Raw genomic sequence first — 25,117 nt, 5'->3', positions numbered from 1 at the left:
CGTTTTTGCGAAAGGGTCTTTTTATATAATGCATTTCTGAATTACTTTATCAGAACCATCTTCTTCTTTTGAATAGATAAACACCAAAAATGGATAAGATCACCGATACTAAAAGTAATATCCAGATTCCGTATTTACTTTCTTCTAAACCGTTGGGCACGTTCATTCCGTATAAACTGGCAATTAAAGTAGGGATCATTAAAATAATTGAAATCGAAGTCATTTGCTTCATAATATTATTCATATTGTTCGAAATCACCGAAGCATAAGCATCCATCATTCCGGTCAAGATATTGCTATAGATATTGGCTGTATCTTGTGCCTGACTTAATTCGATATCAACATCTTCTAATAAATCCTGATCAAAATGTTCTCTTTTAGCTTTTAAATTTTTAATTCGATGAAACAAAACATCGTTTCCTTTTAGGGAAGTAATAAAAAACACAAGACATTTTTCTATTTGCAAAAGTGCCTGTAATTCTTCGTTCTTGATTGACTTCTCTAAATTATCTTCGGCAAGCTTTATCTTTTGATTAATTTGTTTCAGGTATTTTAAATACCAAACACTTGAGGACAATAATAATCTTAAAACCAAATCAAAATTATCTTTTATGTGTATATTTTTGCGGTTGGTATATTGTACAAAATCAGAAATGATTTCGGTTTCGTAAAAACTAATGGTAACACACACATCTTCTTTAAAAATTAATCCCAAGGGAATAGTTTGAAAAGGCAGTTTAACATCATTACTTTTCACAGGGATACGCATAATAAACAAAGTCCAGCCATCTTCAGATTCCATACGAGGTCTTTCGTCGATATCTTCAATATCATTGTAAAAGGCTTCAGGAACTTGCAGTTCTTCGAGTAAATATTTTTTTTCTGTTTCTGAAGGAGACTCAATGTTAATCCAGCAGTTTGGAGTCCATTCTTTTGTCTCGATTAATCCGTTGTTGTTTTTGTAAAAGGCTTTCATTTCAAAATTGCAGGGTTTTATCATAGCATTTTGAAAAGTTTCAAAAGCTATTTTAATTTAATACTAACGAATAATAATCGTCCATTGGAGAAGTTTTTTTTTAAGTGGTGCAAAAGTATCCTTTATTTTTAAAACCTAAAACTTTAAAAGTATAATTAAATACTAAAAAAAACCACCTTCAGTATTTTACTAAAGGTGGTTTCAGGAAAAAATTATTTTTTATTATTCAAAAATTCATAGTACAATGCTTTTGATAAAAATGTTTTGTTCTGATATTCATCAATTTCTTCCTCTTTTCTAATTTCAATTAATTGTCCATCTAAATGAAGTTTTGAGAAATATTCTCTTCTGGCTTCATCATTAAAATTCAAACGGCTCAAAAATATCGGTTCGACACATTTGTTTACTGCAATATTATAAGTAGTAATAAGGTTTCCCCAGTTTACAAAACTGCACAGCAAAACCGTTCCGTAAAAATACCATACCATTTGATTTGCCAGATAAGCGTTTGTTTTTTGTTTTGTGATCTTTCGAAAAACAAAAACTAAACCTATAATGGCCAGGATTAGAAAAGCATAAACTCCCAATCGCTTATAAGTTAACCCGAAAACCGAAATGTATTCTGAGTTTTTAATAATGGTGCTTACGATCAAAAGCCCGTTTAAGACAATCCAGATTTTAGCCAGTTTTTTGAGATTAGCTGCTTTTTTATCAAAATTAAATCCGCCTTTAAAATAGAACATAATAACTCCAACAGCCATAATAATTGAAAAAATTACTGAATTGACTCTTTCGTGTGTATCGGCACTTAAGTTTGATTTTTCTATTACTTCAAAAAATTGCTCGTAATTATACGTTATGATGAATACTACGAGTAAAAAGTTGAGCAATACTAAAGTAATCTCACCACTTTTTCTTTCGAAATCTATATCTAAAAACGAAAATGTATTCTGACTTTTAATTTCGGCTATATTCTTAAAATCATTGTCTAATAAGTCATTTTTCTCATGACAAACTTCCGGTACCCAGTAATTCCAGAAACTGAATGAAATATAAAACCCTAAAACTCCAATTAAGATCACTTCGACAATATCGATATCTAAAGTATAATCTGTTAGTAAAGAAGAAAAATGTGAGCTACCGAAAGAATAGGCTGTAAAAAATACTATTATAAAAATTGCTGGAATAATGAAATAAGCGACCAGCTTCTTGGCAAAGTTGTTATGAATTTTTCTTTCCGGAAGCCATTGGCTGAAAATAAAAATACGACCAATGGAAGCGAATGCATTTAAAAATATTAACGGAAATACCTGTACAATTTTAAGTTTTGATTCCTGTATTTTAAACTGTAAAAAAAGTATTGAAATTGCCAAAGCCAAGAAAGAAACAAAATCTCCGTACCAAGCAAAAGCCATACAAGACAAAACCGAAGTAACTACCAAGATCAAATGCGACCTGTCTGTAAATCGATCCTGAAAGAAATAACAGATTGAACCGGTTAATAATAGTCCAAAAATAGCGAGGTTTACTCCTATTGACTCGTTGTAAAAAAGCAGTGTAAATACTATACTGCAAGCTAGAATGATTTGATGTTTTTTCATATTTGTTGAATTTATTTATTGCTTTTGATTTACCGTTTTTTTAATAGTGATTTTGTTATTTTAAATTTAAAAGTACTTTGCATTTCAAAGTATTTAGGCAAAAAAATATAGTTATTACGATTTCATTAATTTTTCAAGATAAGAAAGGTGTTCTTTAAAAGCTGCACGTCCCCTAGGAGTTACCTGGTAAGAGGTTTTGGGCTTTTTGCCCACAAATTCTTTTTTGACTTCGATATATTCTGATTTTTCGAGCGCTGAGGAATGACTGGCTAAATTACCATCTGTAATGTTCAGAAGATTTTTCATCTCGGTAAAATCAACCCATTCATTGACCATCAGGATGGACATAATACCCAATCTGACACGACTTTCAAAATCTTTATTTAGTTTATCAATGATTCCCATTGCGTGGATTTATTTATATTTTTTGAACATTATTAATCCGTACAAGATATGCAAAATACCAAATCCGATGATCCAAAAAACTAAACCATATCCGATATAAAAAAGAGAAATAAATCCTAAAAATAATTCACAGAATCCTAAGTACTTAACATCCGAAAATGTATATTTTTCTGCATTTACAAGTGCTAAACCGTAGAAAATTAAGGTAGCCGGAGCTACTAATCCATAAATTTCGTGGTATAAAAGTGCCAGACAAAATATGCCTCCGGCCAAAAGAGGAACCGCTAAATTGAACAACATATTTTTTGTTGCCGATGTCCAAATTGGTAAATCGTATTTTCTGCTTTTTCTGATGGTAAAGGTCAATCCGAAAACAAAAGCAAAGGCCAAAATGATTAATCCTGTAAAGAACAATTGAGACACCAAACCAGAAGTAATTGTGATTTGCTGGTCGTCGAAATATTCAATGCCATTTGCTTTGAATAATTGATAAACGTACAATCCGCCAATTAAAGCTGATAAACCCGCAAATACTCCTGAGAGTCCGCTTAAGGATATAAATCTTGAAGAGCGCTCCATCATGGAACGAATGTGTGCTAAATCTTCTTGGTGCTTCTGATTCATAAATAAAGTACTTTGTAGTGCAAAGTTATATTTTATTTTGAATTGACAAATATAAAATTGATTTTTTTTTTATGAAGTCGCCTTAACTGTAATTTTTATATGCCACCCCGATGGGGTTCTGAAAGACAAAATTCATAGATATCTATAAATATATCGTCCCGATGGGACTCTATCATAAATTCGAATAGCGATTTAAATACTTATAATTTTGATGGACTTCATGAATGAACGTAAAGTTGCGTGAGGGATAGGAGCTGGCTACCGAAGTAGCGTGGATAGCCCGACCGTATTTGCGAAAGGCGCACATAAGCGGCATGTTGAATAGCGCCTTTTGTAAATACGGTCACGCCCAAAGTAGATAACGCAACAAAGCCTACTCGATTGAATAGGCTTTGTTTATTTTTATTTGAAAAGAATTATTTTTTGGCGCTTCTCATTTTTCTGGCTAAAAGTGTATTTTTAAGTAACATTGCAATGGTCATTGGTCCTACTCCACCTGGAACTGGCGTAATATAAGATGCTTTTTTACTTACTTCATTAAAATCAACGTCACCTTTTATAACATAACCTTTTGAGTTTGACGCATCGTCTACACGAGTAATTCCAACGTCTATAATTACAACTCCGTCTTTTACCATGTCTCCTTTTAAGAATTCAGGAACTCCTAAAGCTGTAATAATGATATCGGCATTTTTAGTGAACTCGGCTAAATTTTTAGTTCGGCTGTGGGTTAGGGTAACAGTTGAATCTCCTGGAGTTCCTTTGCGGCTCATTAAAATACTCATTGGTCGGCCTACAATGTTACTTCTGCCAATTACTACAGTATGTTTTCCGGCAGTTTCTACCTTGTAACGTTCTAGCAACTGCATGATGCCGAATGGTGTTGCAGGAATAAAACTTTCCATCTCTAAAGCCATTTTACCAAAGTTTGTTGGGTGAAAACCATCAACATCTTTATCTGGATCGATTGCCAATAAGATTTTTTGTTCGTCGATATGTTTTGGTAAAGGCAACTGAACGATGAAACCATCAAGATCGTCATCTTCGTTTAGTTCTTTGATTTTTGCCAGTAAAGCTTCTTCGGTAATATCTTCGGGTAAACTTACTAAAGTAGAATCGAAGCCTATTTGCTGGCAAGATTTTACTTTACTTCCTACGTAAGTTAAACTTGCCCCGTTTGTACCAACGATTACGGCTGCCAAATGAGGTACTTTTCCTCCGGCATCTTTTATCGATTGAACTTCGGCTGCAATTTCGTTTTTAATGTCTTCAGCTGTTTTTTTACCGTCTAGTAGTTGCATTGTTTTTGTTTCAAGTTTAAAGTTTCAGGTTTCACGTTACAAGCGAAACACATATATATTTTATCGAAAAAAGTTTCAAGTTTTAGTCTCGAACCTGAAACTTTAAACTTGAAACTTTTTTCTTATTTTTTTATTTTGGCATTCCGCCTGGCATTCCTTTCATGCCTCCCATCATTTTCATCAGGTTTTTTCCGCCTGGACCTTGCATCATCTTCATCATTTTGCTCATTTGGTCGAATTGCTTCATTAACTGATTTACCTGCTCGACTTTTGTTCCGGAACCTTTAGCGATTCTGGCTTTCCTTTTTACGTCGATTATGGCCGGCTTGCTTCTTTCGATTGGTGTCATCGAGTGAATGATGGCTTCGATATGTTTGAAAGCATCATCTTCTATTTCTACATCTTTCATGGCTTTTGAAGCTCCCGGTATCATTCCAACCAGGTCTTTCATATTACCCATTTTCTTTACTTGCTGAATCTGCGTTAAGAAATCATCAAAACCAAATTCGTTTTTAGCGATTTTCTTTTGAAGTTTTCTGGCTTCTTCCTCGTCAAATTGTTCTTGCGCTCTTTCTACAAGAGACACAACGTCTCCCATACCTAAGATACGCTCGGCCATACGATCCGGATAGAAAACATCAATTGCTTCCATCTTCTCGCCTGTACCTACAAATTTGATTGGTTTGTTTACAACGGTTTTAATCGAAATTGCTGCTCCCCCACGAGTATCTCCATCTAATTTGGTTAAGATAACTCCGTCAAAGTTTAAGATATCGTTGAAGGCTTTTGCTGTGTTTACAGCATCTTGTCCTGTCATTGCATCAACAACAAACAAGGTTTCCTGTGGCTCAATTGCTTTGTGAACACGGGCAATTTCGTCCATCATTTCTTTGTCTACTGCCAAACGACCTGCAGTATCGACGATTACAACATTGAAACCGTTTGCTTTTGCGTGTTTGATTGCGTTTTGAGCAATTTCTACAGGATTTTTATTTTCCGGCTCTGAGTAAACCTCAACGCCTATTTGATCTCCAACAACATGCAACTGATTAATCGCCGCAGGACGGTAGATATCACACGCTACAAGAAGTGGCTTTTTATTTTTCTTTGTTTTTAAGAAGTTGGCAAGTTTACCAGAGAAAGTTGTTTTACCAGAACCCTGAAGTCCTGACATTAAAATAATACTCGGATTACCAGAAAGATTGATTCCGGCAACATCGCCACCCATTAATTCAGTTAGTTCGTCTTTTACTAACTTCACCAATAATTGTCCTGGCTGAAGTGTGGTTAAAACGTCCTGACCTATTGCTTTTTCTTTTACTTTGGTAGTAAAATCTTTAGCAATTTTAAAGTTAACATCGGCATCTAATAAGGCACGACGAACTTCTTTTAAGGTATCGGCTACGTTTACTTCTGTAATTTTACCGTGCCCTTTTAATATATGGAAGGCTTTATCTAACTTATCACTTAAATTATCAAACATAATTTTTTCTTTATTTGAAGTGCAAAGATAATCTAATTAGGTATTTCAGGCAATTTTTATTTAAGTGCTTTTTTTGCCACGAAGTTTAGTTTTGCCACGAAGAGTCGAAGACACAAAGTTTGCTTTTTTTTTAATTTCTTTGAGCAAAAAATATAAAAAAGGCACAAAGAAAAAATAATCTTTGCGCCTTTGTGTCTTTGTGGCTATGAACCTTTTTTTTTAAAATTGGAAGTAAATAAACGGCTGTGAACCTGCCACAGCTGTAGCGTAAACAATCCAATAAACGAAACCAAGGATAATTGCTTTTCCTATTAATGGAGTTTTATCGAAAACAAATTTCATTTTTGATGTAATGGTTTCTGGTAAGAAATGCCAAACATATCCAAAAAGCATCAATAAGAATACATTTTTATATCCTAATATAATGGCTTGCCAATGTTCTGGTTCGAAAGTTAACTGACCAATATTGTTGATGACCTGTAAGGCTGTTTCGAAATCTCTGGCACGGAAAAAGATCCAACAGAACACTACGAAATGAAATGTAATTACGATAGAGAAAAACGTCCATAAGAAATTTGAACCTTTTCCTTCTTTTTTGGATGGGAAAAATTCCATAAAAATTTTATGAACTGCTAATGCTAATCCGTGTAAGGCTCCCCAAACAATAAATTGTGCACCGGCTCCATGCCATAATCCCCCTAAAAGCATTGTAGTAAACAAATTGAAATTGGTTACCAATGTTTGATGCTTTTTCTTTGAAAGTAAAAATGTCAAAGAGAACAATACGATTGCCCCAATTGCTATACCTAACGGAATAAAACTCTCGTTTATATTTGACATTCCCCAAAGCAATAATCCGAAGAAGAATAAACTTGGGAATAAAAATCCCGCGAATGTTCCTTCACGATTTCCTCCTATAGAAATATACAAGAAATCTTTTAGCCAAGTTGATAATGAAATATGCCATCTTCTCCAGAAATCGGTGATCGAAGTTGATTTATATGGCGTTCTAAAGTTGGCCGGTAATTTGAACCCCAACAACAATGCGATTCCGATTGCCATATCTGAATATCCAGAGAAATCACAATAAATTTGAATAGCATATCCGTAAGATGCCATTAAGTTTTCGAACGACGTATAATTCATTGGCGTATCGAAAACACGGTCGACAAAGTTTATCGAGATATAATTGGAGATTACGGTTTTCTTAATTAATCCGCCAATAATTAAAAACAAGGCGTTGTTTACATCTTGCTTCGTAAGATTTAGTTTTTGATAAATCTGTGGTAAGAAATCTTTTGCCCTAACAATTGGGCCTGCCACTAACTGCGGGAAAAACGAAACGAAAAATAAGTATTCGATGTAATTTTTTGTTGGCTTGATTTCTTCACGATAAATCTCGATAATGTAACTCATCGATTGGAAAGTGTAGAACGAAATCCCGACAGGCAGAAAAATATCATGAAGCTTATAATTACCATGAAACATATCATTGAATGTTACAATCATAAAATTCATGTATTTAAAATAGCCCAGTAATCCTAAATTCAGGATCACACTGATAATCAAATAGATTTTCTTTCGACTGTCTTTTGCTTCTCTATAGATAATTTGGCTCAAGCCATAATCTACAACTGAGGAAAGCAATAAGAGTAAAAAATAGATTCCGCTTGATTTATAATAAAAGAAAAGCGAGAAGAGAATAACGTATGTTAATCTCAAATAAAATGTTTTGCGTAAAAAAGCATACACAAAATAAAACACGAGAAACAGCCCTAAGAACAAACCTGTATTAAACAATAGTTTTTCTTCGGGATTGTATATAAACCAACTTTTAGCCTGTTCTAAAGTAACTGCACCGAAATTTTGAACAAACCAATTATTTATGTTATCTATTGTAATCAACTTACTTTTTTAATTTAAAATTATCGTATGCTTTTAAAAACGCCTCTGTAAACAAGTTTCCTTGTTTTTCGTATCCTTTCTTAGAATAATGAACCCAATCCGGACCTATTAATCCTTGAGATTTTAATTGCTGAATTCCATGCATTCCACCAAATTCATCATATAAATCCCAAACAGCAACATTGTCCGTTTCGGTCATTTGAATTATACTTCTCGCATAATCGAATATGTAAGTATTAGTTCTCCTTCCTTTAAGCAAAGAAGGTGCTGGCGTACTAATAATTATCGGAACATTTATATTCTGCTCTCTCACTTTCTTAATAAACGTACGAATCTGTTCAATATAAGCCGAAGCTTCCATGTGATCATAACTTTCATTAGTTCCAAAGGAAAGAACCAACATATCAGGATGCAAAGCTTTTAACTGCTCAAAGAATAAGGGATACTTGTTATAATCTGAGAATTTTGCGCCGTTTACCCCTATTCCGCTGTACATAATTCCAGGAGCATCTTTTTCCAGAACGATTCCATTAAGCGCGTATTTATCAGCGTTTTTATTAGGAATCAGAAATATTTTATCTAATGCTTTATCAGAATGATAGGAATGAGAAAACGAATCAGATACAAGATCTAAAGCAACAAACTCTGAACTTGTAATGTTTTTAGGTTTTGTTTCATTCGTTAAAATCCTTAACGTTCTTCCTGCGCGAATGTTATTTGACTTCAGATGATTTTCTCTTTTAATTTCGGCAATCGAGATATTATATTTATCTGCAATTGTCGAAATGGCCTCGCCTTTTTTAATTTTATGAGTAATCACTTTTCGCTCTGTTGACTGAATTGTTTTGGTTTGGGATGATGTAGCCAAATCAAACATATTCTCGTTTTTGGGCGTAATAATATGAATGGTATTAAACTTATTATTTGCCTCTTTTATACGCAATTCGATTGCAAAACCAGCATTGTCTCGCCATAATCCTATTCCGCTTAAACCAACAGGAACACTTTTAAAAGAATGAATGTTCCGATAACTTTCCCACACTCTGTTCGAATAGAAGCGCTCATTATAAGATCCATTTGTTTTGGCTAATTGATAAGGAAAAACCAACCCTCTGCCGGCATTACCAAACTTTTGCTGAAGATTAAGCCTTATTTCATTGGTCATTAAATCACTCTGAATATGAGAATCTCCAATATGAACAATACTTATTTTCTGATTATTATGATCTTCATTTTCTTTTAATTTCTTAAAAAAACTTCCTAAGACTTTTGCATTATAGATTTTATCCTCCGAAAAAGAATCAACCACTGCTCTATCTATCTTATGCATCATGTTTTTTGTTATTGGAATGGGATCTGTTTTTTGCACTTTATCGTTTGTTGCAAAAAAAAGACAACAAAAGAAAATCATTAATCTAGTCATTTACGCTATCATTTTTTACAGAAACGGAATCTGTATTTGTTTTCCTGACGGCTTTCCGCTTATTAACGTCAGTTTCTCTATTTCCTCGCAATGTTTTGTATTGCTCGTAACCTTTATTTAATTGATCGTATAATAATTTACCTATAGCTTTTGCTCCTCGCTGGTTAAAATGTGTATAATCTTTATTGGCTTTTGCCGGCGATTCATCTACCCATTTTACCATAGATCCGTCGCCTCCCATCAAAGTATACAAATTCACAAATCCGGATTCGGTTTCGAGTGCATATCTTTTTTGGGCTTTCATTAAAGGAACAACAGCAGAATCTGTTTTCATTTCCATATTATATTTGGTCGACTTATCAGCTGTTGAAATGATCAAAACAGAAACTCCAGGAAAAGATTCCTTTATTTTATTTACCGCTTTTGTCATTCCTTTTTGGTACCATGAATAATTCTTGGTTCCGTAGTTTAAAACGTTGGTTCCGTAATGTAAAATAACCAAATCGTATTTTAAGCTGTTATTGAATCCCTGCATTACATTGGCATTGAACATCGAAATTGGCAATCCTGAATTTCCTCTTTGTGAAAAATTATCAACATGAACTCCGCTTCCATTATCAAAATTAAAGCCATAAATTGGAATTGAATCCGCATGAATGAAATTTGCCTTGAATGCTTTTATACTTCCCGAAGTCACTTTTAATGTATTAATGAGATTATTCGGAACAAGGCTTTTTCGTAAAGTATCTTTTCCAATAATAAAATTTACATTTCCTTTTTTGGTTGATCTTCCGTAAAACAATGTAGGATTATCTAAAGTTGTTGCGTATTTATTAAGACCTGCCTCATATTGCACCCAGGTTGAATTTGCTTTATCATTTGCAAAAAACACATGACCGTTTACTCCAAAAGGACTTATCGGATTTTTGATATTTAGATACGACAGTGTTTTCCAGTTTTTAGAATAAGTAGATTTAACAGATCCTCTTGAAGCTGCAGATTCTGAAGTGATAGAAACAAAACCAACACCATTACCGCCAAAACGTTCCTGATAATTGGATCGGACATCCTGCACGATTAAATCTCCATCTGTCATGGAATCCCCGTAATAAGCGATTCTTACTTTTGCTTGTGGATTTTTTTCGAGCTGATATAATTTTTCATAAAAAGAAATCAGGTATTGATATCCTTTATAGTTATCGAAAGTTTCAGACGGAAATTCGATTCCTTCAGCAGCATCAAAATTGATTTTTTCTCCCGCTTCGTTTTTTTCACTTTCAGAAATACTGTCCCCTTTTAGCGCCAAAGAATCGTTTGCAACAGATTCTAAAAGCAAACTATCGATAAGTACATTTTTAGAATCTACTTTACTATCCGGAAAAATTTTATCTGGCAGGATTTGTTTAAATCCAATGAAAGCTACGAATGCCAATGCTACAATTGCAAAAGACTGAAAAAAATAAGATTTTGTATTCACTAGTAATTATAAATTTGAAGAAAGGATTAACTTTTTTTAAATCAAAATGTCTGCTATTTCCTTATAAAAAAGTATGCGCAAAGATAGAATTAAACATTAATTTACGAATTATTTTTAACATTAAAATAAAACAAAAAAAGAGGCTAGATGAATCTAACCTCTTTATCAAAAAAAAATAAAAAAAACAAAGCTAATGATTAACTAAATTTTAATGTACTGTATTATATAATATTGACTTTCAAAGCTTAAAAATACAATCATCATTCCGCCTAAAATCAGCGTGAATAATTTTGTTTTCATTACGAAACTATGGCCAGAAGTATATTATTCCTCTTGAATATTTTCTTAGAATGTTGTAGTGCTATTAGCCTGGTATGCAAAATTGAAAGTATAATATCTTGATGCAGATTCTGCCGTTGGAGTTGCAGGTGCTCCTTTGTAGTAACTTAAAATTTCAAATTTTGCGTATTTGCCATCATGAGTTTTCACTACAAAAACTTTCCCTGCAATAGGAGAAATTATAGTGTTTGCATAATTATACCATCCTTGTCCGCTTACTGCAGGAATTGAGTAAACTGTAGCTGCATCTTGTTTAAAAGTAGATGCTGTAGGAAATGCTGTTACAGCTCCAAAAGCATTAGAAACAATACTAATAGCTCCTGACCCTGTTCTTGCCGGTTCACCTGCGTCATCGACATTAACTTTTGCTCCACCATTTACAATAATAAACGTTCCACGAAAAGCGACATCCCATTTATCACCAGTAACAACTTTGTTTTCAGAAAAACTGAATTTTGTATAATCACCAGTGATAGGTTGTCCTTGACCACCTGATTGTGGTGCATAAAGATCCTTAACTGGTGTTGTCACAACTACTTCAGGAGTTGTATCCTTATCATCATCACTGCTACAAGATGCAGTAAAAAGTACTAGTGCTAAAAGCGAAAGTTTTAAGAAATTTGTTTTCATAGTAATGGTATTTAAATTATTGTTGATTTAGAAATTGTATTGAATTCGTCCATAAAGCTGCCTTCCTGCCAAACTCGGAATTTGACTTGGGTCTGTGTAATCAAATAAATTATTAGCTCCGGCCTGAAGCATGAATTTATCCATAATATATTTTGAGGCTGATAAATTTGCTATAAAATAATCTCCTATAAAATTGTCGTATTTGTCGAGAATTCCATTTCCGTTGGTATCAAACAATCCGTATTTGCTTCGATAAAGAACACGCAAGTTGATGTCTGTTTTAAGTGACGGAATGGTATAAGCAAATTTAATATTGGCCGTATGTTTTGATCTGTTGTATAATCCGAAATAATCTGATTTATTAATTTTAACGGTTTGTAAATCAGAATTACGGATGTATTGATGCTCTTCAAAATTATCAACAACCGATTTATCTTTAGCAGTCAAATATTGGTATCCAAGCGAAACGGAAAAGTCTTTCGTAAAATCATAAGCAGAATTAAACTCTAAACCATAAGTAAAAACTTTACTGTAATTGAAGTAGCTAAAAATGTTTTGTCCATTTTTTTTGGTAGCAACAACACCCGTATCAATTAAATCGCTTATCGAATTGTAGAAAGCGTTTAGTTCTATTTTAAGTTTGTTTTTTTTATAATAGCCTCCAAAATTATAATTGATCGAACTTTCCGGTTTCAACGGTTCATCAAAATTGATTCCAGCTACTCTTGACGAAAGCAAATCCTGGCTTGCAAATTCATCTAATCGGGCTTCGGCAACATTATATCCCAAAACAGTATAGCCTACCGATGGATTTGTAAAATCGAAATATAACTGACGGAAATCCGGTGCTTTATAACCATATCCTACTGAACCTTTTAGAGAAAAACTGTTATTAAATTTATAGTTTGCCGCTAATTTCGGGCTTAATTGCGATGCATATTCGCTATGATTATCATATCTGAATCCGGCAAGAATATTTAGTTTTTCTGTGGGATTATAGTCATATTGCAGATAAAAATATTGTGAATTAAACTTGACATTATTAGCAAAATAGGTACGATCTAAAGTCTCATAATTTAATCCTGCCCCTGCTGTTAATTTATCATTATTTATAGACCAAGTTGTCCTTATTTCCGGTCGAACAAGCCACTGATTATAGTATGTTTTTTCAAAAAGTACATTATCCGGATCATTCAAAAAAGAATCATTCTTATAATTGGTAGCATACAATTCATATTCCCAGTTTAATCTGGGGTTCCATCTGTGTTCTAATTTAATTTGCGAATTCCATTCATTTTCTTTTGCATCACCTCTATATCTTTCAGATTCAATTATAGCTTTGTTATCTATCTTTTGATTAAAAAAACGATTGCTAACGGTAAGCTTCAGATTATCTGAAAAATCATAGTATATTTTGGGCTGAATTGTGGTATTATGAAATTTTTCAACATTTTGTAACCATGTGTTTTTATCCAGATCAAAACCGTCAGTCGAGTAAAAATTGGCAAATAAGTTTGCTCCAAATTTTTTCTTTTTCCAAAGTAAATTAGCATTAGCATCATTGGTATTAAATGTACCATATCGATAAGAAAGATTACCTGAAAACATATCTTTTCTGGGTCTTTTTGTAATTACATTAATCACTCCGCCCATTGCTTCCGAACCATATAAAGCTGATGATGCTCCTTTTACAATTTCAATTCTTTCTATATTTCCAACAGAAATTCTCGACAAGTCCAAAACTCCTGAGCTTCTTCCCACAAGAGGAAGTCCATCAATAAGGATCATGGTATAAGCTGCGTCTAAACCCTGAATCTGAACACCTTCAAATCCGCTTTCATCCGGAATTAAAATAATTCCTGTTTGCTCATTTAAAATTTCATTTAATCTTGTAACGCCCGATCTTATAATTGTTTCAGACGTAATCACTGTCATAGGTAACGGCAAAGACGCAAGTACTCTTTCGGTTCTTGTGGCTGTTGTAACCGTAACTTCAGACAATTCATTTGTTTGAACACTATCTTTTTGCATTTCCTGTCCAACAGAAATCTGAGAAAAAAGGACAACCGCAAAAAGCATCAATTTTGTTTTCATTATTTTTATTCAGTCTTAATAATGACGCAAATATATGAACTATTTTTATTTGTTCTAAATAAAATACATATATTTGCGAAAATTAAAAAACCAAAAAAATAAATTATGATTTCAAAAAGCCTCTATTTTTCAGCCGTTATGGCTTTGACTTGTAGCCTTGGTTTCAGTCAGGATAAAAAGCAACAAGACATTAAATCAATCAAATCTATGTGTGGTTGTTATGAAGTGAAATTTAATTTTACAGAAACTTTTCAATACCCTAAAGATTCTCTTACTTATAAGCCTTCTCAAACTAAACATGAATCTGCTTTAGAGTGGGTAGAGTTGTTAGAAGACACTCCTAATAAAATTGTAATGCAACACTTGTTAATAGTAAGTGACGATATGATCATTAAACACTGGAGACAAGATTGGTTATATGAAAACACAGATTTATATTCTTTTGATAAAGCAAGTTCGTGGAAATATAAAAAACTGGACAAAAAAGCCGTAAAAGGTCAATGGACTCAAAAAGTGTATCAGGTAGATGATAGCCCTAGATATGAAGGATCCTCTACATGGGTACATGTAGACGGAAAGGACTACTGGGCAAACGTTGCTGATGCTCCGCTACCTAGAAGAGAGCAAACAAAACGTAATGACTATAATGTTTTAAAAAGAAGAAACATTCACGAAATTACTGCTACAGGATGGAATCATGAACAAGACAATGACAAATTGATTCGCGATGACAGCGGAAAAGATGTTTTGTTAGCACAGGAAAAAGGTATGGATGTTTACACTAAAGTAGCAGATAGTAAATGTATCGCCGGACAAAAATGGTGGGTAGCAAATAATGCTCTTTGGAAAAATGTTCGTGACAAATGGCAAACTCTTTTTGACAGACATAAAGACTTAAACTTAGAAGCTAAAGTAGACAGGAAAGCGCTTTATTCTCTTTTGTTCGATTTAAAACCAACTGCTACAAAAGCAGAATCTGATGCCATCATCGACAAATTTGTAAAATAAAAAATATTTGTGTTAGTTATAAAAAAGCCGATAGTTTTAGGACTATCGGCTTTTTTTGTCAAGACTTAAAAAAATGAAACTCTTTGCAATTCATTACTTAAAGTTCGTTTTGTTTTATGAGTGGATTAGCGTTAATCTCTGCTACTGGAATAAGCCATTGCCATCTTTTATCTGTTGGAGGGACATTCATAACTCCATTTGTAAGACCTGAATCGTGATTTGCCCCTGTTCTGTCCAAGGGAGCATTTGTTCTTTTCAAATCAAAAAATCTAAATCCTTCTCCCCATAATTCTATTCTTCTTTGGATCAATATTTCATCTATTAATGCTTGTCCAGTATTGGTAGACAATACATATTTTGGATCTCTGCTACTTTCAAAATCAAAAAGTATTGACGCGGCATCTGATTGCCCTAATCTCGCTTTTGCTTCTGCTTCTATAAGATACATTTCGGCTGCACGCATATAAGGAACATCACATCTACTATCGCCCGTACCAATAGCCAGGAATTTTTGACTTGTATAAGGAAATTTTGCAAAAGCAGATCCTAAAGCAAGACCTGGATGGCTTCCGTCTTTACTAAAAATAGTAGAACGAACATCTGTTTCCGGAATCATATTGTACAATTTACTATTTATTGCTTTTGGACAGGAACGTATAACTGTTGAGCTAAAGTTTCTGGACATATAAGCTCCAAAGTTTCCAAAATATAGCGTTTGCACTTCATTAATGTGACTCCCCCACATCCATTCTTTATTATTGTAATCGTTAAAACCAGCGGCATAATCTGCAATAGACATTAAGCTTATTCCTGATCTGGCCTTATTTGCATAGTCGGCCGCAATTTCCCAATTTCCCTGAGTTAAGGCTACTCGGGCTTTTAATCCCTGAGCCACTTTTAGATTTAGATGAGAATTGTTTGGTTTATCATAGCCAATTAATAAAATATTAGCTTCATCTAAATCTTTATTGATTTGAGCATAAACCTCTTCTACAGTAGATCTTGGAAAAGCTTCATTGCCAACATTCAAAATAATTGGCACTCCCAATTGTGAATTTGTTTCTCCATTTACATATCTTTTACCATACAACTGTACTAATTGAAAATGACAAAATGCACGGTATAACAATGCCTGTCCTTTTACAATATTTTTATCAGCTGTTGTACCGATAGCAGCATCAGTTGCATTTATTATTGTATTTGCATTTCGGACAATTCTATAATAGGTTCTGTAAGGAAAACGCACATCAACTGAATTTTCATTATTTAATCCACTCCAATTATATACTGTCAAAAACCAACCGTTTGTAATTGGAAAAACAACATCATCACCTACAATATCTGTTTGCTGCATTAAACCGCCCAAACCTCCCTGACTTTGATCTTCGTACTGAAGATATAAAGATCTATGGATCCCGTTTAACAAAGTCATTAAGTTCTCTGTTGTTTTTGTTGCTCCATCATAGTCAACAAACTCTGTTGGTTTTTTATCCAAAAAATCATCTGAACAAGATCCTAAGACAGCTATTGAGAGTATAAAAAATACTAATTTTATATAATTTGATTTCATTTTCTTAAAAATTTAAATTAACACCTAACGTAATTACTCTCGAAGGAATATATCTGTTTTGAGTTGTACCATTAAATGTTTGGGTTGGATCCATTCCCTGACGTTTGGTAAATAACATGAGGTTCTCGCCATTTACATAAATTGTAGCATTATCGATTTCTAATTTCGAAATTAAATCAGAAGGTAATTTATAAGAAAGATTAATTTGTCTTAGTGATAAATAATCAGATCCTATTAACCATCTGTCCGAAGCGGCATTTGATTGGGGACTTCTGGTAACATCTAATCTTGGAACGTCTGTAATATCACCTGGCTTTTGCCATCTGTTTAAAATATCTGTGCTAAAAGCTGAACCGTAATTATTACCGGATTGCATTAAAGCTGAATAGTTTGTATCATACATCAAACCACCTATTTGGTAAGAGAACATAACATCTAACTGAAGTCCTTTATACTTAACTGTACTGCCAAAAGTTCCGAATAAATCTGGTATCGCAGAACCTGCATAGTGATAAAGTGCTTTGTTTTGATCTGTTGTTACATTCACTCCATTTATAACTCGTGCACTAGTATCATTGGAAACCATTTTTTCAGGATCAGCAACATATAATGCATATCCGTCTGCAGGATCTACCCCATACCAATCTCTTAACCAGTAATCATAGATAGATTGACCTACAGCCAATTTTTTGGTGCCATCAATAATCTCTTTTTGTGGCAATTTGGTAATTTCATTTTTAATAGTTGAAGCATTTACATTTAAACTCCACGAGAAATCACTTGTTTTGAGAACAATACCGTCTAAAGCAATCTCAAAACCTTTATTCACCATCGAGCCAATATTTTCTACTCTATAATCTAAACCTGAAGATAATGCATTTGGCACTTGAAAAATAAGCCCATCTGTATTTCTATTATAATACTCAAGACTTCCTTTAAGTCTGTTTTTAAACAATCCAAATTCTACTGCAATATCTTTTTGAGTATTAACTTCCCACTTCAAATCAGGTGCTGCTGAAGCATATGTTACCACCCCGCCTTCACTACCATTATCATTACCTAAACTATAAGTGGTTTTTCCCACATAATAGTTTAAACCTTTTGTTATTGTACCATCTTCATCTCTATCGGAAGCTATATGAGAATCATTTCCAACTTCCCCTATCGAAGCCCTTAGTTTTAAATCATTAATCCAAGAATTTTCAGCTAGGAAATTTTCTCTAGAAATTACCCATGCCCCTCCAAATGACCAAAAATTTCCCCATTTATTATCTTTAGAAAATTTGGAAGACCCATCTCTACGAAATGATGCGGAAAAAATATATTTATCCATATAATCATATCCTACTCTTGAAAAATAAGATTCTGTCGAATAATTTCTCGTTTTACTTTCTAAAGTAGTAGTTGTTGCGTAATTAATAAATTCAATATTATCCGGAGAAACCTGACCTGTCTTCACCCCTGTAGTCCAATTTCTTTCATAATCAAAACTCTCATGACCAAACAATGCAGTAATAGAATGATTTCCTATTTTTTTAGAATAATTTAATAATTGGTTATAGGTGATACCTGTAAATATCCTATCCTCTTTCGCCATTAATCCAGTAGGCGATCCATCTCCTATAAGAGTATTATATGAATATGTTCTATTAGAATAAGTCTTATCAATAGAAGCGTTAGTTGTAAATTTGAAATCTTTTAAAAAACTTATTTCAAAAAAAGTTCGTCCTGAAAGAGCCAGCCCTTTTTTAATATCTGTATTATTTAGTGTTTCATATACCACATTTCTTCCGTTAGCGGCTCCAGATCCTCTTGTGGTTGAATATACTTTATTACCAGAAGCATCTAATTTATAATCACCATTTACTTCATGATCAAAAACAGGATAAATTGGCCCCATCGTTCTCATTATCACAAAAGGATTGTTGAACGCACTTGTGTTAGCAACTCCATCAGTTCCCAATTTAGAATTAGTTACGGTTCCGGACAAATTCACACCTGTTTTAAACCAGTCATTTAAACTTGTATTTAAATTTAATCGTCCTGTTGTTCTTTCAAAACCTGATTTCTGAATGTATCCTTCCTCTGCTAAATGTCCTAGTGACGCAAAATAATTTGATCTGTCTGATTTTCCCTGATAAGAGAAATCTATATTTTTACGAACACCTGCTCTCTCCAATTGTTTTTCCCAGTTTAAATCTTCAGGATATAACAATTGGGCATTAGGATTTAATTTTCCGTCAGTTCCTACAACAGTTCCTATAGGAACATTAAAGGGATTTGTTACCAATACCGTACCTACTCTTCCTGACGCATAAATATTAGCTGCAGCAATGTCTGCCGGCGTAGTCATAGGGCGACTATTTCTTATAGCTTCCCATTCTAATGGATAATATTGATAAGCATCTACTCTATCATAATCTTTAATAGATCTTGAGGTCATACCAGTACTTACATTCAATGAAAATTTATCTTTTTCTGACTTTCCGGTTTTAGTTGTAATTATAATTACACCATTTGCGGCTTTTGAACCATAAAGTGATGTCGAAGAGGCATCTTTTAAAACCGTCAAGCTTTCAATATCACTCGAATTTAAATTGCTAATATCTCCAGCATAAGGAACTCCATCTACAATATATAAGGGAGTATTTGATCCGTTGATTGAACTGAATCCGCGAATTCTAATTTCTGGTGCCGAGCCTGGTTGTCCAGCGGAACTTTGAACCTGAACTCCGGAAGTACTTCCTTCTAAAACAGACAACGCATTTGTTAAAGGTCTATTTTCTAGTTGTTCTGATTTAATTTGTGTTGCTGATCCCGTGTAAGATGATTTCTTTGCCTTACCATAAGCCACCACAACAACCTCATCTAACTCTTTTCCTATCTCTTTCATCTTAGCATTTACTACAGAAGAGGTCCCTACAGTAATAGTAACATCCTGCATACCTACGTAGGAAAATAAAAGAACGTCTCCGGTTTTTGCTTTGATTGAGTATTTCCCATCAAAATCGGTCTGTACGCCATTCTTTGTTCCTTTAACGATAACATTTATTCCCGGTACCGGTCCAGACACATCTGACACAGTTCCCGAAATAACACGCTGTTGTGCAAAAAACAACTGAGAACTCAGTACAACAATCAGTAGTAAAAACCCTTTAATTTTTTGTTTCATTGTTTATATTTTGAAATTATTTTGGCGCAACTTATTAAATTAATATAACTTTAACAAGATTTTTAATTCTTTTAACACAATTAAAAGTAATCTATTTACTACTTTTAATAAATTTTGAAATATTAAGCAATTGGTATTATAGCGCTTAAGAGGCAAAGCAGCAGTAATTAGAAGAATTACTGTAAAAAATTAGAATCTTACAAAAAGCCAAAAAAATCACTAAGTATTTGATCACTTCTCATCATTATCTTCCATTAAAAATTTAAAAAAAAGGATAAAAAAAACCGCCCAAAAATCAATTTCAGACGGTGATCCTTTACCATTTTTACTAAATAGGGTACTAATTCAAAATAGTTAAAAACAAATAATAGGAAATATTTTTAAGACAACATCATCAAGTATTAGAACTGTCGATTAAATTAAGAATGCTTATTTTTTTAATTTTAAAAACATTAAAAATTACTTCCGCAAAATAAGCAAGGAGTTTTCTTTCAAAAAAGAACAATAGGACATATTAATAACAATAAAAGCCAATAGTTTTACAACTATTGGCTTTTTAAGCATTTTAATGTTTAAGATATTTACATTCTTTCAGGAACCTCAATTCCTAATAATGTAAATGCTGACTTTATAACTTCGGCTACTTTTTGCGAAAGCTGCACTCTGAATATTTTTTTAGTCAAATCTACTTCTCCTAATATATGCACTGATTGATAAAATGAATTGTATTCTTTTACCAAATCATACGTATAATTGGCAATCAAAGCAGGACTATGATTTTGAGCTGCATTTTGAATTACTTCAGGAAAAAGTTCGATTTGTTTTACCAATTCTTTTTCTTTTTCGTGTAATTCCTGGGTATTGGTTGCAGCAGAAAAATCAAAATCGGCTTTACGAATTATTGACTGGATTCTGGCATATGTATATTGAATAAACGGCCCCGTATTTCCGGCAAAATCAACAGATTCTTCAGGATTAAACAAAATACGTTTTTTAGGATCTACCTTTAAGATGTAATATTTTAAAGCACCAAGACCAATTGTTTTGTACAATTTCGCTTTTTCATCAGCCGAATAACTATCTAATTTCCCTAGATCTTCTGAGATTTGCTGCGCTGTATCTGTCATATCCTGCATCAAATCATCGGCATCTACAACAGTTCCTTCACGACTTTTCATTTTTCCTGAAGGTAAATCAACCATTCCGTATGATAAGTGATATAAGCTTGAAGCCCAATCAAAACCAAGTTTTTTTAAGATTAAGAACAAAACTTTAAAGTGATAATCCTGTTCGTTACCCACAGTATAAACCATTCCGCCCACATCCGGCATATCTTTTACACGCTGGATTGCCGTACCAATATCCTGCGTCATATAAACAGCAGTTCCGTCAGAACGTAACACAATTTTACGATCCAGACCTTCATCTGTTAAATCAATCCAAACAGAACCGTCAGGATCTTTTTCGAAAACACCACTATCAAGGCCTATCTGAACAACATCTTTACCTAATAGATACGTATTACTTTCATAGTAATATTTATCAAAATTAACTCCCAAATTGGTGTAAGTTGTAGCAAAACCGTCATAAACCCATTGGTTCATCATTTTCCAAAGTGAAATAACTTTTTCATCACCAGATTCCCATTTTTTAAGCATTTGCTGTGCTTCAATAATAATCGGAGCTTGTTTTTTTGCTTCTTCTTCGGTTTTACCCGTTTCTATTAATTGATTGATTTCACCTTTATAAGCTTTATCAAACTCTACATAATATTTACCAACTAACTTATCTCCTTTTAAGTTTGAACTTTCCGGAGTTTCTCCATTTCCAAATTTTTCCCAGGCCAGCATCGATTTGCAAATATGAATTCCGCGATCGTTGATAATTTGAGTTTTGTATACTTTTTTACCTGACGCTTTTATAATTTCGGCTACGGAATATCCTAACAAATTGTTACGAACATGACCTAAGTGTAAAGGTTTGTTAGTATTTGGCGAAGAATATTCGACCATAATGGCTTTGTCCTCCGGATTAGGAGTAACATATCCAAATTTTTGATTGTCTTTTATTTCATTAAAGAAATTCAAATAATAACTATCAGCAATTACAATATTCAAAAAACCGGAAACAACGTTAAAACGCGCTACTTCAGAAAGATTTTCGACTAAATAATTCCCAATTTTATTTCCTAATTCTACAGGATTGCTTTTGATCACTTTTAGTAAAGGAAAAATTACCATTGTAATATCGCCTTCAAACTCTTTTCGGGTAGTTTGAAATTCAATTTTATCAACAGTAACATCAAATAATGCTTGTATTGCTTTTTGTATAGAAGGTGTAAGAATTTGTGATAATGACATGTAAACTTATTTTTAAAGTGAGCAAAGATACTGCTTATTCATCAATTACAGAAAATGAAAAACATATAAAATAGTATAAAACACTTAGAATTTCTTAAAAAGCGTTTTATTATGATTGTTAAAATTATCAAAAAATTAAAATGCTAATCTATTAAAAAACAGAGGATCTTAAAAAAAACAAAATATTTTTTAATTTTTCCTGTAACATATCGATGATAAAAGAGTCTTAATAGGAACTTTGAATTCGTTTAAAGCAAAAAATCTAAAAAAACAAAAAACAAATCATCATCATCAATCAAATCAAAATAATCATTACATCATTATGAAATTAAAATTCTTTCTGTTTGCATTACTGGGGGTAATTGCAACAACACAAGCCCAGAACACGGGAACAGTGTCCGGGAAAATTACCGAAAAATCGAATAACGCACCTATTTCTTACGCCACAGTTTCAATCAAAGACAACGGAAAAGTAGTTACGGGAGTAAATACAGATGATAATGGAAGCTTTTCGATTAGAAACTTAGCTTTAAAAAGTTATACGATCGAGATTCAGTACATTGGATTTAGAAAATACGTTGGGTCGTTAATTTTGAGTGACAGTAAAAAGTCAGCTACAATTAATGCTGCTCTTGAAGAAGAAGCAACTCAGTTAAAAGGTGTAAATATTGTAAGCGACCGTTCGACAATTGAACAAAAAATTGACCGAAAAGTAATTACTGTTGGAAAAGATTTGACCACTGCCGGAGCTTCTGCTTCTGACATCATGAACAATATTCCATCTGTAAATGTAGATCAGGACGGAAAACTTTCACTTCGTGGAAATGACAATGTTCGTGTATTAATTGACGGTAGACCATCAAACATCGATCCTGCTCAATTATTAAAACAAATTCCATCAACTTCGATCAAAAAAATTGAATTAATCACCAATCCAAGTGCGAAGTACAATCCGGAAGGAATGTCTGGAATTATTAATATCGTTTTGCATAAAAATGCCAATACTGGTTTTAACGGAAGTTACAGTGGCGGAATCACTTTTGGTGAAACAGCAAAATACAACCAGTCTTTGAACCTGAATTATAAAACCGGAAAAGTAAATTTCTTTGGTAACGTAGGTCAGAATTTTGGAACTTATTTTAATGAAGGACACATCAACAGATTAGATCAGGACATTACTCAAAATTTAGACATTAAAAACGATAACGATTCTTACTTGTATAAAATTGGAATGGATTATTTAATTGATGATCATAATACTTTATCATTTTATACCAACCAAAATAAATCTAACGGAAAAGGATTTGTAGACACCAACATTGATTACAATAATGTAGCTGATTCTGATTTACTGAATGTTTTTCAAAAATCTAAATATACAGGTCCGGATCAGGTTGGGACTTACAACTTAGCATACAAACACATCTTTAAAAAAGAAGGTCATACTTTGGATGTTGAAGGAAATTATAGTGACAATAAAGAAACACAATACGCTTCTTTTGATACTCAGTCAACAAATATTGACAATACTAAAAATAGCGTAATTTATGATGACTATATCAGAGGTACCCGTAAATTAAGCACTTTGAATGTTGATTACGTAAATCCGCTAAACGAGAAAACGACTCTTGAAGCAGGTGCCGAAGCCAGAATTACTAAAACGGATAACGATTACACTACAGGAAACCCATTAGCAGAAATTCCGGTTTCTAATTATACTTACGACACGGATATTTACTCCGCTTATGTAACTTTTGGACAGAAATTTAAAAAATTCAGTTACCAGTTAGGAGCTCGTTTCGAAAGCTATAAAGTAGCCGCTAATTTAAATCACGGTCTTGAAAAATTTGATGATGATTATATCACTTTATATCCATCAGCTTACTTCACGTATAATTTGAATGAGAAAAATACTTTTCAATTTAGCTATAGCCGTCGTGTAGACCGCCCGAGTTTAGAGCAGACAAAACCTATTCGTGAATTTTCTACTCCGTTAGTAACTTCATTAGGAAATCCTGAATTGAGACCTCAATTTACGAACTCTGTAGAAGTAAATTATACTAAAACTTTCGAAAAAGGAAGTTTTACAACAGGCGTATTCTATAGAAGCATCAACGACCAAATTAGCAGAATTTTATATCCGGACGATACAGATCCAAGTGGTAACAAACAGATCATGACTTTTACCAATTATGATCATAATACTTCTTACGGTTTCGAAGTTTCTTTCAATTATAAGATAACAAAATGGTGGGACATCTCTCCATCTATCGATTTCTCAAGTATCAATCAGCAAGGAGTTGTGTTTTTATATGATCCGGCAACAAAGATCAGTAATCCGATTGAAAGAAAAGTTACCGTTGCTGCATTCAACGGTCGTATGAACTCAAACTTCAAAGTAAACAAGCGCTTAAGCTTTTTATTATTCGGATTTTACAGAGGTGCTGTTGATGGATTGCAAAATAACAACCATGAAATGTACAAAATGGACATAGGTTCGCGTTATACATTGTTAGACAGCAAGATGAACATTAGTTTACGTTTTAATGACGTATTCAATACTATGAAATATGCTTTTGATACGATGTATCCTTATCCTCAGGCAGGACAATTTACATGGGAAAGCCAAACCGTTTATTTAGGGTTAACCTATAATTTTGGTGGAGCAAAAATCAAAAATCTTGAACGTAAACAAAGAGAAGACAACACTAATAAAGGTGGTGGCGGAATGTTTTAATCCCACTTTTAG

Annotated in this window: 16 protein-coding genes; 2 read left to right on the top strand and 14 right to left on the bottom strand. The window is 33.2% G+C overall.

Features of this window, described 5'->3' with window-relative positions; genetic code table 11:
- Positions 1–49: 49 nt before the first annotated feature.
- The 11 genes from FLP_RS18450 to FLP_RS18400 all read right to left on the bottom strand — a co-directional run bounded on the left by FLP_RS18450 (position 50) and on the right by FLP_RS18400 (position 14,258).
- A complete protein-coding gene (locus FLP_RS18450) occupies positions 50–1,000 on the bottom strand; it encodes a magnesium transporter CorA family protein (RefSeq protein WP_243397553.1) in 951 nt (316 codons plus the stop codon).
- A 188-nt stretch (positions 1,001–1,188) separates the two neighbouring features.
- On the bottom strand, positions 1,189–2,577 hold the full coding sequence (locus FLP_RS18445; protein WP_065450962.1) for a DUF4153 domain-containing protein: 1,389 nt from the start codon (positions 2,575–2,577) through the stop codon (positions 1,189–1,191).
- Between the two features lie 114 nt (positions 2,578–2,691).
- Positions 2,692–2,982, bottom strand: a complete 291-nt coding sequence (locus FLP_RS18440; RefSeq protein ID WP_065450961.1) for a winged helix-turn-helix domain-containing protein — start codon at positions 2,980–2,982, stop codon at positions 2,692–2,694.
- A 9-nt stretch (positions 2,983–2,991) separates the two neighbouring features.
- The gene (locus FLP_RS18435; protein WP_065450960.1) at positions 2,992–3,606 is read right to left on the bottom strand and encodes a hypothetical protein; all 615 of its coding nucleotides are present in this window, start codon (positions 3,604–3,606) and stop codon (positions 2,992–2,994) included.
- Between the two features lie 416 nt (positions 3,607–4,022).
- Positions 4,023–4,907: a bifunctional 5,10-methylenetetrahydrofolate dehydrogenase/5,10-methenyltetrahydrofolate cyclohydrolase gene (locus FLP_RS18430; RefSeq protein WP_065450959.1), complete on the bottom strand. Its 885-nt coding sequence runs from the start codon at positions 4,905–4,907 to the stop codon at positions 4,023–4,025.
- A gap of 130 nt (positions 4,908–5,037) precedes the next feature.
- On the bottom strand, positions 5,038–6,390 hold the full coding sequence (gene ffh, locus FLP_RS18425; RefSeq protein WP_065450958.1) for a signal recognition particle protein: 1,353 nt from the start codon (positions 6,388–6,390) through the stop codon (positions 5,038–5,040).
- Positions 6,391–6,609: 219 nt separating this feature from the next.
- A complete protein-coding gene (locus FLP_RS18420; RefSeq protein ID WP_065450957.1) occupies positions 6,610–8,295 on the bottom strand; it encodes an MBOAT family O-acyltransferase in 1,686 nt (561 codons plus the stop codon).
- Position 8,296: 1 nt separating this feature from the next.
- Positions 8,297–9,628, bottom strand: coding sequence for a GDSL-type esterase/lipase family protein (locus FLP_RS18415; protein ID WP_243397554.1), 1,332 nt, complete (start codon positions 9,626–9,628; stop codon positions 8,297–8,299).
- An 82-nt stretch (positions 9,629–9,710) separates the two neighbouring features.
- Positions 9,711–11,195 (bottom strand): SGNH/GDSL hydrolase family protein, encoded by a 1,485-nt coding sequence (locus FLP_RS18410; protein ID WP_065450955.1) that lies wholly within the window; start codon positions 11,193–11,195, stop codon positions 9,711–9,713.
- 345 nt (positions 11,196–11,540) lie between these two features.
- Complete coding sequence (locus tag FLP_RS18405) at positions 11,541–12,164, bottom strand: HmuY family protein (RefSeq protein ID WP_065450954.1); 624 nt, start codon at positions 12,162–12,164, stop codon at positions 11,541–11,543.
- A gap of 27 nt (positions 12,165–12,191) precedes the next feature.
- Positions 12,192–14,258: a TonB-dependent receptor plug domain-containing protein gene (locus FLP_RS18400; RefSeq protein WP_065450953.1), complete on the bottom strand. Its 2,067-nt coding sequence runs from the start codon at positions 14,256–14,258 to the stop codon at positions 12,192–12,194.
- Between the two features lie 105 nt (positions 14,259–14,363).
- Here FLP_RS18400 and FLP_RS18395 point away from each other — a divergent pair, with 105 nt between their 5' ends.
- Entirely contained in the window at positions 14,364–15,266 is a 903-nt protein-coding gene (locus FLP_RS18395) for a DUF6607 family protein (RefSeq protein ID WP_065450952.1), read from the top strand.
- Positions 15,267–15,363: 97 nt separating this feature from the next.
- Here FLP_RS18395 and FLP_RS18390 read toward each other — a convergent pair whose 3' ends face one another.
- From FLP_RS18390 to argS, 3 genes are all read right to left on the bottom strand, one after another.
- The gene (locus FLP_RS18390) at positions 15,364–16,836 is read right to left on the bottom strand and encodes a RagB/SusD family nutrient uptake outer membrane protein (RefSeq protein ID WP_065450951.1); all 1,473 of its coding nucleotides are present in this window, start codon (positions 16,834–16,836) and stop codon (positions 15,364–15,366) included.
- A 4-nt stretch (positions 16,837–16,840) separates the two neighbouring features.
- Entirely contained in the window at positions 16,841–20,008 is a 3,168-nt protein-coding gene (locus FLP_RS18385) for a SusC/RagA family TonB-linked outer membrane protein (RefSeq protein WP_083195904.1), read from the bottom strand.
- Positions 20,009–20,589: 581 nt separating this feature from the next.
- The gene (gene argS, locus FLP_RS18380; protein ID WP_065450950.1) at positions 20,590–22,368 is read right to left on the bottom strand and encodes an arginine--tRNA ligase; all 1,779 of its coding nucleotides are present in this window, start codon (positions 22,366–22,368) and stop codon (positions 20,590–20,592) included.
- Between the two features lie 322 nt (positions 22,369–22,690).
- Between argS and FLP_RS18375 the strand changes: the two genes are divergently transcribed.
- A complete protein-coding gene (locus FLP_RS18375) occupies positions 22,691–25,105 on the top strand; it encodes a TonB-dependent receptor (protein ID WP_065451192.1) in 2,415 nt (804 codons plus the stop codon).
- Positions 25,106–25,117 lie beyond the last annotated feature (12 nt).

Source organism: Flavobacterium piscis (assembly GCF_001686925.1).
GTDB classification, from domain to species: domain Bacteria; phylum Bacteroidota; class Bacteroidia; order Flavobacteriales; family Flavobacteriaceae; genus Flavobacterium; species Flavobacterium piscis.
The sequence above is the reverse complement of the archived record's forward strand: the minus strand, read 5'-3'. Positions and strand labels throughout refer to the sequence as shown.